Genomic DNA, 14,017 nt, shown 5'->3' on the forward strand with positions numbered 1-14,017 from the left:
AAAGAGTGAATGTTTAATAATTCTATCCTTGCCTGATGGTTTAAAGAATGAATGATAGATCACTTCATGAAAGGGTGGTTGTCAGTTCAGGGACGGAGTTCATTGTTCTGGTCCACATCAACATGTTTGCGTTTTCGATGCCTTCTCATGTGTTCATACATGGATGAAGCATTCTTGCAGACCACACCGCATGGCCTTTTCTGGCCATCTTCCCCGACCAATGTCAGGTAACAGGTTTGTTTCTCTCCGTGGTCTCTTCTTTTGTGATTCTTCAGAGCTTGATTATTGATGCAGACCCTCCCACACGGCTGCGCCTGGCCATCCTTTGAGACGACTGGCACGTCACAGGTTTTTTCCCCTTTGTGGTATCTGCTTTTGTGAGATGACAGACATTTAGCATTCTTACAGACCTTCCCGCATGGCCGCTGCTGGCCATCTTTCCCGATCACGGTCAGGTTACAGCTTTTTTGTTTGCCGTGATTTTGTTTGTGATACCGCAGGGCTATAGGATGGGGGCAGACCTTCCCACAGCGCTGCGTCTGACCAGCCTCTGAGACGACTACCACATCACAGGTTTGTTCCCTGCCGTGATATCTGATTTTGTGAGATGACAGGCATTTAACATTGCTAAAGACCTTCCCGCATGGCCGCTGCTGTCTATCTTCCCCGATTACGATTTCTTCACAGGTTGACTGCCCGGAGTGGTATGCGGTTTTGTGATACGCAAATACAAGATTATTCACACAGAACTTTCCGCATGGCCTTTGTTGGCCATCTTCCCCGATCACGGGCATGTCACAGGTTCTTGTCCTGGTGTGGCATTTGTTTTTGTGGCGTGTCAGGGCCACAGCACTATTGCAGACCTTCCCGCATGGCTGTCGCTGGCCATCTTCACCGAACACGGATACATCGCAGGTTTGCTGGCCGGTATGGTATCCGCTTTTGTGCGTCAACAGGGCAAGAATATTCTTGCAGGCCTTCCCGCATTGCCGCTGCTGGCCATCCTCCCCGACGATAGTCACCTCACAGATTTGTGGTCCGGTGTGGTATCTGTTCCTGTGACTCGACAGGGCTTTAGCATTCTTGCAGGCTTTCCTGCATGGCCTCTGCTGGCCATCCTCCCCGACCACGATAATGTCACAGATTTGTTGCTGGCCGTTGTGGTATTCGTTTTTGTGACTCGACAGGGCATGAATATTCTTACTGGCCTTCCCGCATGGCCGCAGCTGGCCATCCTCGCCGACGACAGTCACGTCACAGATTTGTGGTCCGGTGTGCTCTCTGTTCTTGTGATTCGACAGAGCTTGAGCATTCATAAAGGCTTTCCAGCATGGTCTTTGCTGGCCATCTTCCCCGACCACGATCATGTCACAGAATTTTTTCCCGCTGTGGTATTTGCTTCTGTGACACGTCAGGGCCTTGGTATTCTTGTAGACTCTTCCGCAGAGTCGCGGCTGGCCATCCTCTCCAGCTATTTTGTAGTCACAGACTAGCCCGTTGTGGTATTTGCTTTTTTGAACCGACTGAGTTTCTTGAGAATATGCCGTTTCTATCTGGACATTGTCAGATACTGAAGAAGTTTGTACTGTGCCCGTCTGGGTTTGTGTAAAGGAAATCCCGATTTCTTCGAGACGACTTTCAAAACTGACTGACTCATTCATGACCGCAAAATTATCAGTGGTGAAAGACAAATTACTGAGCATTGATACTTCGTCACCGAGTGGCTCGTTAGCGACATTTTTAAAGTCGGCTACTGCACTGATCAAAGTAAAGTCGGCCTCGCCTATAGCGACATCGTTTGAACAGTTGTTATCAATGTCATGGGTCACTGGCTCTGATAGCTGGCTGGAAGTGTATTGGCTTTGAATGCCAGGGAAATAATCCCTTGTTTCTGGAAATGTGTTTTGTTGTGAACATGAAATGTTTAGAGAATTAGTGTGATCCAGACAACTAAAACAGTATCCATTGGCTAAATGAGAGCATGAGCTTTGTCTGGGTGTTTCTCCTTTGTAGTCTGTCGATCTTTCTTCGGGATTCAAAGCCTTTTCAGCGGGCTCTCTGCTATCAAATGATGGTCTGAATCTACAAACGCCATGGCAGGGGTAGATGAAACAATTTAAACCCAATGTATGTTGGTCTTGTTCAGGGCCTTCGTCACCGTCACTATACCCATGATTCAAGAGGCTAGTGAAAGTGCCTGTAGTGTGGGTATGGGTTTTCAGGGTTTGCTGTCTGGATGATCCTGATGACGGGTTTTTTGCTGGGTCATATCCAGAGCCATACATCACAGTGATGATCTGGAACAGGTTTTCCCCCCGTTTCAATATAGATAAAAAATGTTGTCTGATAGGATTAAAAAGTAGTGAATCGGGGTTCCAATAGCTTTTGAAAAGCCAGCCGAGAGCGACACCCACTTCGACAGGTAGTCCGGAATAATGTTTGGGTCTGAGAGTTGTGGTGTTAATTGTCAGGATCAGTTCGTAAGCAACCAGAAGATGCCTGAGGTCAGGCAATTGCCACGAAATCAACTCAATAAGGGGCGTTTTTACTCTGTAACCATCAGCTCTGTGTCGTTTGTCATCAGGTGGAGAATCTGAGGCTGCATAGCCGTTTTCAAGATCGATCTCTGTCGGGTTGTCGGACAATGTCTGTCGGTCAGGATTTATAGAAAAGCTCTTATTTGGCAAGCCTGCAACCTGTCCGGGTTTGACAACAAAACGTCTTGCCAACGCATCTGCCTGACAGGTAACAGACAACAACAGCGCCAACATCAGTGTCGTAAAGAGTAGTCCCTGTCGTTTTTTATTCGATGGTGAATCTGACCCTGCGTAGTCATTTGTGTCGACAATGTCTAACGTTTTGACCGGTAATACAGGCAGGTCACGCTGTATAGAAAAAATCGCGTTTGAAGAGCTTGCATCCTGTGCAAGCTCAAAAATGAAACGTCTTGTTAACGCTTCGGCCTGGCAGACGACAGGCAACATCAGCATAAGTAGCAGAGGTGTCGCAAAGAGTGAGTGTGTAATAATTCTATCCTTGCTTTCTGGTGTACAGAGAGGAAGAGTAGACCACCCTCCTGAGCATGGGAACCAGAGTTTTGTGACAGCCCGGTAACGGCGGGAGACAGATTAGATTTTTACTTATTCAATGTGACTTTTTGAGGGCTCAGGTTTGTTCCGGACCACACTGGCAGGCTGGCGTTTTCGATGTTTTCTTTTATGATGCTCCAGGGTTATGGTACTCCTGCAAATTTTTCCGCATGGCGACGAACGTTCATCTTCTCCGACTTCTATCACGTCACAGGTTTTTTGCCCGCTATGGACACTTCTTTTGTGATCTGACAGAGATTTTTTACTCCTGCAGATCTTTCCGCATGGCCGCTGAAGGCCATCTTCCCTGAACACAATGACACTACATGTTCTGTGGCTGGTGTGGTGCATGCTTCTGTGATCCGACAGGGCTCTGGAACTCTTGCAGACCCTTCCGCATGGCTGCTGCAGGCCATCCTCCCTGACCACGATTAAGTTACAGATTTGTTGTCCGGTATGTACTTTTCTTTTGTGATCTGCCAGGGCTTGAGCATTCTTGAAAGCTATCCCGCATGGCTTTTGATGGCCATCATTCCCGACGACAGTTCTATTACAGTTTTTTTGTCCGGTATGGTATCTCTGTTTGTGAGTTGACAGAGCTTGAACATTCTTCAATAGCCTCCCGCATGGCTGCTGCAGGCCATCTTTACTGACGACAATTGTATTACAGCGTTTTTGTCCGGTGTGGTATCTCTTTTTGTGAATTGAAAGGGTTCGAACATTCTTGAAAATCTTCCCGCACGACTGCATCCCATCTTCCCCGACCACTTTGACGTCACAGGAGAGGGCTTGATGGCAATGTGTTATTCCGGATAGAGTGTTCTCAGGTGCTACTGTATTCATTGATTCTATAGGATTGCAGCTATTGTCTGGGTTGCTATCAGAGCCAGACGTTTGAAACAGTTGACCAGAGTTACATTGGAATTGGATGTCAGCGAGATTATTAAATGTTTTTAAAGGCATGGTTTGTCCCGGTTCTACAGGATCAAAATAATCCATGCAACTAAAGCAGTATCCATCGGCTAAATGAGTGCATGAGCTTTGTTTGGGTGTTTTTTCAGTGTAGTTTGTCAAATTTTCTTCGATGTCCAGCAGCCATTCAGCAGCCTCTGCGTTTTCGGATGCTTGTCGGAGTTTACAAACGCCATAACAGGGATGAACGAAACAATTCAGGCTTAAAGTATGCTGGTTTTGTCCAGGGCTCTGGCTACCGTCACCAAAGTCAGAATGCAGTGGCTTGGCGAGAGAGCCAGTAGGCCGGTTGTTGGCTTCAGGGGCTTGTTGGCAGGATGATTCTGATGGTTGGCCTTCTTGTTGGTTATGTCCAGAGTTAAACATCACAGTAATGACTGAAAAAGCGTGATCTACCTGTGACAACATAGATGCCCCCTGTTGTTCCATCGTGTTTAACAGGGGTGAACCGGGGCTCCAATAACTTTTTAAAAGCCAGCCGACAGCGACAACCACGTCTAAAGGTAGCCATGAATAGGGGCTGGCACTCAGAGCGGCGTCCTCAGAGGCCAGGGTCAGTTCGTAAGCAACCAGCAGGTTAGTAGAATAAAATCTTTGCGACGAAATCGAATCGATAAGGATCATTGTTGCTTCGTTACCGTCATGTCTGTGCCGCTTGTCATTAGACGGTGAAGCTGATCCCGAACAGGTGTCTGCACTGGCAATGCCTGATCGCTTTCCAGGCACTGCAGGCTGATCACACTTTATAGAAAAGCTGTGGTTTGGAAAGTTTTCATTCTGTTCAGGCTCAACGGTAAAACATCCTGTCCACAGTTCGGGCTGACAGATTACAGACAACAGTAGCAGCAATAGCTGTGCTGTAACGAGTGACTGGTTAATGATTCTGTACTTGCATTCCTGTCTATAGAGAAGAAGGTTAGACCACCTTATGAAAAAAGAGGGTATCCTAAAACTCCAGCATCTCGTTCACTTATTCCGAGTAGGAATGCATACCCCTAAGAAAATCTCGCTCTACAACTTCAGATAGACTATAGGTTCCCAGGCTGAAGAAAGTCGCAAAAGATAAGCGAGCAAGCCTGGGCTACCTTTTTAACCGGCATCAGCGCAGTACTTTTGCGACATTCTCGACAGAGTGGGGTCAGATTAGGACCGAGGCTATCCTACGCGTCCATATCAAAAGGCTAACGTCTTCGGTGAGTACTTTTGTGTTCCGACAGGGATTCAAAAGGCATGCAGACCTTCCCGCATATCTCCAACTGGCCGTCCCTGCGCACCAATATCCCACAGGTTGGTGGATCAAAGTAGTAATCGCTCTCGTCTTCCGACAGGGATTCATCATCCAACAGGGATTCATCATCCGACAGAGGTTCTTCATCTGAAAGTGGACCGTCATCCGAAAGGTGATCGTCATTGGACAGAGGATCGTCATCCGAAATGGGGTTGTCATCGGACAGAGGATCGTCATCCGCTAGACCTTCGTCTTCTGACAGGGTTTGTATTGTGCCTGTTTTGGAAAAATGAGGTTGGCTCTGACCCAATGGGGATGATTTTGTAGTATCTGTTGTTATTTGTTGTGTTTCTGAAGTTCCTGGCGGGAAGGGGGGCGTTAACTCATTGCAAGGGGTGGACTGTCGATCGAAGTCCTCATTGAGCCTTGACCTTTTTCCCGGTCTTGCTTCTGCTTGTCGGAATTGACAAACGCCATTACAGTCATTTGCGAAACAATTTAAACCAAAAGTGTGTTGGTCCAGTTCAGGGTCTCTTTTGCGGCCGCTAGAGACATAATGCTCGTGACTGGAGAAAGTGCCCATAAGCCGGGTGCTTGTTCCTGAAGCTGGCTGGCTGGATGATTTTGACCGCTGGTCATGCTGTTGGTTATCTGTCGGGCTGAGCATCATAGTGTTGATCACGAACGGGTAATCCTGACTCGCCTGCTGTTGTCCAATCGTGTTAAACATCGGTGAGTCGAAGTTCGAATAACTGTTTAAAAGCCAGCCGACAGCGATAAACGCTTCCACAGGTAGTCGCGAATAAGTTTTGGGGCTTTGAGGGGCGTCACGGGTGGTCAGGAACAGTTCGTAAGCAACCAGCAGAGGAGTGGTGTAAAGCAAATGCCACGAAATCGACTCAATAATAACCGTTTTCAGCCCGTAAACGCTGAGCCCGAATGCTGTGTCATTTGCCTGAGAGTCCCGGACTGGATGAACGTTGATGTTAGTAGTGGTTGAAGGGGGGAGCGGTAATTTGTGCAGGTCATGCTGTTTGATAGAAAAACTTCCGTCTGGAGAGCCAGTATTTTGTTTAATCTCGACAATATAACGTTCTGTTAATACCTGAGCCCGGCAGGTGACAGACAGCAACAGCAGTGCCGCAAATAGAGGGTTCTTAATCACTTTATTCTTACATCCTGGTTTGAAGGGAAGAAGTATAGACCAAGAAAATAAGCGTGTTTTCTGACAAAAAAAATTGCTAAAAACTCATTAAAATGCAGCTGTATCGATTGCTGGGCCCTGAGAGTGTAATCATGAGCCATTCGATGGTTAGATGGATGACTTCGGTCACTTAGTTAGAAGTCTTGTGTCCTTTGGTGTTTCCGGACTGCCAAGCAAAACATATTACCCTCATGAAAGAGGGTGTTGCAAAACTTATCCTCTTGCTCTTTTTGGGGTTGGATGATTTTGATTTACATCAGGAGGCCTAAGTCCCCGGTTTGCACCAACAGGTATTCGAAGATGCACTATTCTTGTTTGCTTGCTCAGCTGACGAGCATTCTTGCAAAGACGTCTGCATGGCCTCGGGCGTTGATCTTCGGGCAAGTCACAGGTTTCCGGTTCGGTCCTGTATCTTTTCTGGTTACCCGACGCAGCTTTTACGGTGCCCGTTTGGGAAAAGTCAGGTTGGTTCCGACCCAAAGCAGCGCAGAATCTTTTCCACAGCCTCGATACGGGAGGGGGCGTTATACTGGCTCGGGCTTCCTGCGGGCTTTCCCTGCGGCTGTGATCCAGTTGGGATAATTCCGTCGTTTGTGTTGTTATTGGTTGTGTTTCTGAAGACGCTCCCGGGGATGGTGAAAGTGTCTGGGTTAGCGAAAAGGAGAACCCGACTTTTTCAGAAGGTAAGCTCTGTGGCTCTGAGTTCCTGTAGAGCCTTGACCTTGTTTTCGGTCTTGCTCCAGATTGTCGGAATTTACAAACGCCATTACAGTTATTCGCGAAACAATTTAAACCCAGAGTATGCTGGTTTTGTTGAGGTTCTCCGTCACCGCCACCAGAGTCAGAATGCTGGCGGCTGCTGATAATGCCTCTAAGCCGTGTCGTTGTCCCTGAGGCTTGCTGGGTGGATGATTCTGACAGTTGGCCTTGTTGTTGGTTATCTCCGGGGCTAAGCATCATTGTATTGATCACAAACGGATAATCCTGACTCAATTCTTGTTGTCCAACCGGATTAAACATGGGGGAATCGGGATTCCAATAGCTGCTTAACAGCAAGCCGACAACGATAAACGGTAGCCATGAATAGGTGTTGGAATTTATATAGACGTCTTTGGTCGTCAGGGTCAGATCGTAGGCAACCAGTGCATGGGTAGCGTAGAGCACATGCCACGAAATCGACTCAATGATGGCCGTATGTAGTCCGTATCCGCAGGGTCCGGGTGGTATGTTATTTGCCGGGGAATCTGATCCTTCATAGTTGTTTATTTTGGTAATGATTGAAGGGTTTTTCGGCAATGTACGCGGGTAGTGCTGTTGGTTAGAAAAGCTTTTGTCTGGAGAATCTGTATTTTGTTGAAGCTCGACAATATAACGTTCTGTTAATGCTTGAGCCCGGCAGGTGACGGATAATAACAAGAGTAACAGCAGGGCCGTAAAAATTGGGTTTACAATCACTTTTTTCTTACATTTTGATTTAAAGCGAAGAAGTGTAGACCAGAAAAACAGGTGTTTTTTCTAATAAAGACCATTTGTTAAAAAAACTCTATCGCTGGCTGCTGAGCCCCCGGGCTGTGGTCACGTCACAGGTTCATTGTCGTCTGTGGCTTCTCATTTTGTGAAAACTCAGGGATTGGCAGTCTTGAAGACCTTTCCACATCGACGCTATTGGCCATATTCGCTGATTTAGACCTCACAGACTCATCGCCCTCTGTGGCAGCGGCGTTTGTGCTCTGCCAAGGCTCGTCTATTTAAGCAGGTTCTCTGGCATGACCGCAGCAGGCCATCCTCGTCGACAAAGGGTATGAGACATGTCAGATTGTCTGTTCTCCTTGTGAAAACGAAAGGCAACGAACGGAAATCCCGGGGCTCGTTATGAGTACCTGGTAAGTTCTGTTGTGCCTCTTCGTTTACTGCAAAATCAGGTGATTGTGCTAATAAATTCATATCTGCTCTGCAAAGTGGGCAGGTTTTCATTGACCGTCGCGGAGCGTTCAGAAACACCCTTCGTAAACAGTGTGTGTCAATTTTCTGTGAACAACAGGGAGTAACCATTGCATTGTTAAATTTATCAAAACATATAGGGCAGTTCTCACCTGCTTCAGCCAGCTCTTGGCTATCGGATGGTGGTCGGAATCGACAGACGCCATTACAGGAATCGACGTAACAATCCAAACCGTAAGTGTGCTGGTGTTGTTCAGGGTTTCCGTTACCTTCGCCAGAGCCTGAGTCCAGTGAGCTGGTGAAAGAACCTGTAAGTTGGGTGGTTGTTCCTGAGACCTGCTGACCGGATGATTCTGATGGCTGGCTTTGTTGTGGGTTATCTTCGGGGCTAAGCATCATTGTATTGATCACAAACGGATAATACTGGCTCAATTCTTGTTGTCCGATCGTACCAAACATGGGTGAATCCGGGCTCCAATAGGTGTTTAACAACGAGTCGGCAACAATAAACGGTAGCCATGAATAAATGTTGGAGTTTAGATGGGCGTCTTTGGTAGTCAGGGTCAGTTTGCAGGCAACCAGCAAATGGGTAGCGTAGAGCAGATGCCACGAAATCGACTCACTAATGCCTGTTTTTAGCCCTTCACTGCCGGGTCCGGGTGACTGGGAATCTGACCCCATAAAGTTGTTTGTTTTGGCAATGCTTGAAGGGTTGTTCGGCAATGTGCGCAGGTCATGCTGCGTGATAGAGAAGCTCTGGGTTTCAGGGAAATCTGTATTCTGTTCAAGTTCGACAACAAAATGTTGTGTCGATCGTTGAGCATGGCAGGTGGCAGACAAAGACAGCAGTAACAGCAGTGGTACATAGATTGACTGTTTGGTCATTTATTCTTACATCCTGGTTTAAATGTTCTGCAAGTAATTTTGCGAGACCAAGTGTAGACCAGAAAAATTCACTGAAGCAATGCGATATTCTTTGGCGATCCCGGAGGGTGAAATTACGAGCCATTCTGTGATAGATGGTTGGCTTCGTGCATCTTTTTAGACGATTAATGTCTTTTAGTGAAAGGGCCAGTGCATTCCCACGCTGTGACCCAAAAGGCCTAAAAGCGAGGGAACGCGTTGATCAGGCTAGCGATTTCGATGTTCTCTTTTGTGTTCCACCGGGGCTCTGGTATTTCTGCAGACCTTCCCGCGTGGACGTTGCTGTCCATCCTTCCCGACATCGGTTACGTCACGGGTTTTCTGTCTGCTGTGGCACTTGACTTTGTGGTATGCCAGAGCTTGGACATTTTTGCATACCTTCAAGCATGGCCGCGACATCACGGTCAGATTACAGGTTTGTGGCTTGCTGTGGTGTTTGCTTTTGTGCTCTAACAGGGCTCGGATATTCTTGCAGACCTTCCCGCATCGCCGTTGCTGGCCATCCTCGCCGATTAAGGCCTCGTTACAGGTTCTTGGCCCGAATACTCTCTCAGAGAGAGCGAAAAAGGCTGTTCGTGGGAAACGGCCCCGGGGTTCGTTATAACGACCTGGTGGGCCTTGCTGTGTCTCTGCGCTTAATGCTAAATCCGGCGATCGTGCTAAAAAATCCATGTCTGCTCTGCAAAATGGGCAGGTTTTCGTGGTCCATCGAGGAGCGGTCAGAAACACCCTTCGCAAACAGTATGTGTCAATTTTCTGCGAACAACAGGGAGTGACCATTGCATTGCTAAATTTATCAAAGCATATAGGGCAATTCTCACCTGCTTCAGCCAGCTCTTGGCTATCGGATGGTGATCGGAATCGACAAACGCCATTACAGGAATCGACGTAACAATCCAAACCGTAAGTATGTCGATGTTGTTCAGGGTCTCCGTTACCGTTGCCATAACCTGAATCCAGAGGGCTGGTGAAAGAACTTGTTAATTGGGTGGTTGTTCCTGATGCCTGCTGACCGGATGATGCGGATAGCTGGCTTTGTTGTGGGTTATCTCCGGGGCTGGGCGCCATGGTGGTGATTACAAACGGATAATCCTGACTCAATTCATGTTGTCCAATCCGATTAAACATGGGGGAATCGGGATTCCAATAGCTGCTTAACAGCGAGCCGACAACGATAAATGGTAGCCATGAATAGGTGTTGGAATTTATATAGACGTCTTTGGTCGTAAGGGTCAGATCGTAGGCAACCAGTGCATGGGTAGCGTAGAGCACATGCCACGAAATCGACTCAATGATGGCCGTATGTAGTCCGTATCTGCGGGGTCCGGGTGGTATGTTATTTGCCGGGGAATCTGATCCTTCATAGTTGTTTATTTTGGTAATGATTGAAGGGTTTTTCGGCAATGTATGCGGGTAGTGCTGTTGGATAGAAAAGCTTTTGTCTGGAGAGTCTGTATTTTGTTGAAGCTCGACAATATAACGTTCTGTTAATGCTTGAGCCCGGCAGGTGACAGATAATAACAAGAGTAACAGCAGGGCCGTAAAAATTGGTTTTACAATCACTTTTTTCTTACATTTTGATTTAAAGCGAAGAAGTGTAGACCAGAAAAACAGGTGTGTTTTCTAATAAAGACCATTTGTTAAAAAAACTCTATCGCTGGCTGCTGAGCCCCCGGGGCGTGGTCATGTCACAGGTTCATTGCCGTCGGTGGTGCATCATCTTGTGAAAACTCAGGGTTCTGGCATTCCGGAAGATCCTGCTGCATGGCCTTTGCTGGCCATTCTCGCCGATCACGGTCAGTTCACAGGTTTGTTGCCCAGAGTGGTACTGTGTTACGTGTGCTGCCAAGGCTCTTCTATTCCTGCAGTGCCTCCCGCATGGCCGTGGCTGGCGATCCTGGCCGATTATGACATTGTCACATGTCAGACTGTCTGCTCTCCCGGTGAAAACGAAAGGGGCCAAACGAAAACCCCAGGGTTCGTTATAAGGATTTGGTCGGTCCTGCTGTCCCTCTTCGCTTACTGCAAAATCCGGTGATTGTGCTAACAAATTCATGTCTGCTCTGCAAAGTGGGCAGGTTTTCATTGACCGTCGTGGAGCATTCTGAAACGTCCTTTTTAAACAGTGGTTATCAATTTTCTGCGAACAACAGGGAGTAATCATTGTGTTGCTAAACTTTTCATAGCATATAGGACACTCCTCATCTGCTTTAGCTCGCTCACTGCTATCGGATGGTGGTCGAAATCGACAAACACCATTACAGGAATCGACGAAACAATTTAAACCGTAAGTATGCTGGTGTTGTTCAGGGTCTCCGTTACCATCGCCAGCGCCGGAATCCAGAGAGCTGGTGGGAGAGCCTGTCAGTTGGGTGGTTGTTACTGCTGTGGCCTGCTGTCCGGATGATGCTGGTGGCTGGCCTTGTTGTGGGTTATCTCCGGGGCTGGGCGTCATGGTGTTGATCGCAAACGGATAATCCTGACTCAATTCTTGTTGTCCAATGGTGCCAAACATGGGTGAATCGGGATTCCAATAGCTGTTTAAAAGTGATTCGACAACGATAAACGCTAGCCATGAATAGGTGTTGGAATTTATATAGACGTCTTTGGTCGTCAGGGTAAGTTCAAAGGCAACCAGCAGACGGGTAGCATAAAGCACATGCCACGAAATCGACTCAATAATGGTTGTTTTTAGCCCGTAACCGTCGGGTCCAAATGGTATGTTATTTGCCGGGTAATTTGACTCTGCATAGTCGTTTGTTTTGGCAATGATTGTAGGGTCGTCAGGCAATGTATGTGGATAATGCTGTTGGATAGGAAAGCTTTTGTCTGGAGAACCTGTATTCTGTCGCAGCTCGACAATATAACGTTTTGTCAGCATTTGAGCCTGGCAGGTGACCGGTAATGATAGCAGCAACAGCAGCACTGCGGGGAGTGGGTGTTTGATCATTTATTCTTGCATCCTGATTTAAATATTCTGCAATCAATCTTGCGAGGCCAAGTGTAGCCCAGGAAAATTCTTTGAAGCGCTGCGGTATCCTTTGGCGAGGCCGAAGAGGGTAATCACGAGCCATTCGGTGGTGGATGGGTAGCTTTGTGTACCTATCAAAACGATTATTGTCTTTTACTGAAGGGGCTTATGCATTCCCACGCTTTGACCCACAGGGCCTGAAAGCGTGAGAACGAGGGCAAAGCGTGGGAACGAGTTGAGAGCAAAAGGCGAGCGTCAGATTTAATCGCTACTGACTTCTTTTTGCTTTTCTGAGGCTGGGTTATGCTGGTTCATACTGGCAGGCCTACGACCATGATACATCATTCTGTGCTGCATCAGACGCTGAGGATTCATGCAAAGCCGCGTGCACCACGGCCACCCCGGGCCCTCAACCTCAATGCCACAGACTAGCAGGTCGTGTCTGTTTTGGTTACCCGATGGGGCTTCAGGGGTGGGTTGGCTCCGACTCAACGCAGCACAGAACCTTTGCCAAAACTTCGATAGATTGTCCTTCAGACCCGTTCCGGCTCCCTGCTGTTTTTCCCAGCCGTTGTGAAACTTGTCAAAGTGATCCACCAGGGCTTGACGACTCCCGCAGATCATCCCGCATGGTTGCAGCGTGCCATTCGGGCTTTTCACGCGTTCGCCACAAACTGCCTCTTCACAGAGTAGGTAAATGTACCCGTTTCGGAAAACCTCCGGGTCTCTTGCAGTGGCTATTTGGGCAAGAGTCGCGTGTCGGGTCTGACGCAAATATGATAACTCCCTCGATTCTGTTTTTATTGGCTGTGTTTCTGGAGTCTCAGCTATGGAGGTTGACGGCGACTGGGCAAGCGAAAGTGAGAACCCAACGGCTTCTGAGGGAGGGCTTTGTGGATCGAATTCCCCATCGAGCCCTGAGCCTTGTTCCGTTGTTGCTTCTGATTTTCTGAATTTACAAACGCCATTACAGTTATCTGCGTGACAGTTTAGATCGAAAGTGTGTTGCTGTTGTTCAGGGTCTCCGTTACCTTCGCCAGAGTCAGAATGCGGGTGGCTGGTGATAGTGCCTCTCAGTCGTATGGTTGTTCCTGAGGCTTGCTGGGTGGATGCTGTTGATAGCTGGCCTTGTTGAGAATTATCTTCGGGGCTGAGCATCATAGTGTTGATTGCAAACGGGTGGTCCTTACTCGCCTCTGGTTGTCCTATCGGGTTAAACATCGGTAAGTCGCTGATCCAATAGCTGCTTAAAAGAGAGCCGACAGCGATAAATGCAAGGGGTAGTTGAGAATAGGTTTTGGCGTCTGGAGAAGTGTCATGAGTGGTCAGGATCAGTTCGAAGGCAACCAGCAGATGAGTAGCGAAAAGCAAATTCCAGGAAATCGACTCAATAATGGTCTTTTTTAGCCAGTAACCGTCGGGTCCGAATGCCAGGTTATTTGTCGGGGAGTCTAATAATGCATAGCTGTTTGTTTTGCCAGTGATTGAAGGGTTATCCGGCAATGTATGCCGGTCATGCCGCTTGATAGAAAAGATTTTTTCAGAAGAATCCACATTTTGTTGCAGCTCGACAATATAACGCTCTGTCAACCATTGAGCCTGGCAGGTGACAGATGACGACAGCAACAACAGCAGTGCCGCAAGGAGTGAGTGTTTGAACATTTATTCTTACATCCTGATTTAAAGTT

The 14,017-nt window shown here is 47.7% G+C and carries 8 protein-coding genes; all 8 read right to left on the reverse strand.

The window, feature by feature from the left end:
- Window positions 1-86: 86 nt before the first annotated feature.
- Window positions 87-2,984 (reverse strand): hypothetical protein, encoded by a 2,898-nt coding sequence (locus tag ACO6VG_RS11770; RefSeq protein WP_422474037.1) that lies wholly within the window; start codon window positions 2,982-2,984, stop codon window positions 87-89.
- Between the two features lie 156 nt (window positions 2,985-3,140).
- Complete coding sequence (locus ACO6VG_RS11775; protein WP_422474039.1) at window positions 3,141-4,898, reverse strand: hypothetical protein; 1,758 nt, start codon at window positions 4,896-4,898, stop codon at window positions 3,141-3,143.
- A gap of 344 nt (window positions 4,899-5,242) precedes the next feature.
- Window positions 5,243-6,454, reverse strand: coding sequence for a hypothetical protein (locus ACO6VG_RS11780; RefSeq protein WP_422137158.1), 1,212 nt, complete (start codon window positions 6,452-6,454; stop codon window positions 5,243-5,245).
- Between the two features lie 252 nt (window positions 6,455-6,706).
- Complete coding sequence (locus tag ACO6VG_RS11785; protein ID WP_422474041.1) at window positions 6,707-7,948, reverse strand: hypothetical protein; 1,242 nt, start codon at window positions 7,946-7,948, stop codon at window positions 6,707-6,709.
- Window positions 7,949-8,191: 243 nt separating this feature from the next.
- Entirely contained in the window at window positions 8,192-9,319 is a 1,128-nt protein-coding gene (locus ACO6VG_RS11790) for a hypothetical protein (RefSeq protein ID WP_422474043.1), read from the reverse strand.
- Between the two features lie 246 nt (window positions 9,320-9,565).
- Entirely contained in the window at window positions 9,566-10,921 is a 1,356-nt protein-coding gene (locus ACO6VG_RS11795) for a hypothetical protein (protein ID WP_422474045.1), read from the reverse strand.
- Window positions 10,922-11,054: 133 nt separating this feature from the next.
- Window positions 11,055-12,308, reverse strand: coding sequence for a hypothetical protein (locus ACO6VG_RS11800; RefSeq protein ID WP_422474047.1), 1,254 nt, complete (start codon window positions 12,306-12,308; stop codon window positions 11,055-11,057).
- Window positions 12,309-12,590: 282 nt separating this feature from the next.
- Window positions 12,591-13,991 (reverse strand): hypothetical protein, encoded by a 1,401-nt coding sequence (locus ACO6VG_RS11805; protein WP_422474049.1) that lies wholly within the window; start codon window positions 13,989-13,991, stop codon window positions 12,591-12,593.
- Window positions 13,992-14,017: the final 26 nt, after the last annotated feature.

The sequence above is a fragment of the Endozoicomonas sp. ALB032 genome (assembly GCF_049310125.1).
Lineage (GTDB): Bacteria > Pseudomonadota > Gammaproteobacteria > Pseudomonadales > Endozoicomonadaceae > Endozoicomonas_A.

What these genes read in the sequence shown, in the direction of transcription:
- ACO6VG_RS11770 (WP_422474037.1), bottom strand. Translation starts at nt 2,984, where the DNA reads ATGTTGCCTGTCGTCTGCCAGGCCGAAGCGTTAACAAGACGTTTCATT.
- ACO6VG_RS11790 (WP_422474043.1), bottom strand. Translation starts at nt 9,319, where the DNA reads ATGACCAAACAGTCAATCTATGTACCACTGCTGTTACTGCTGTCTTTG.
- ACO6VG_RS11800 (WP_422474047.1), bottom strand. Translation starts at nt 12,308, where the DNA reads ATGATCAAACACCCACTCCCCGCAGTGCTGCTGTTGCTGCTATCATTA.
- ACO6VG_RS11805 (WP_422474049.1), bottom strand. Translation starts at nt 13,991, where the DNA reads ATGTTCAAACACTCACTCCTTGCGGCACTGCTGTTGTTGCTGTCGTCA.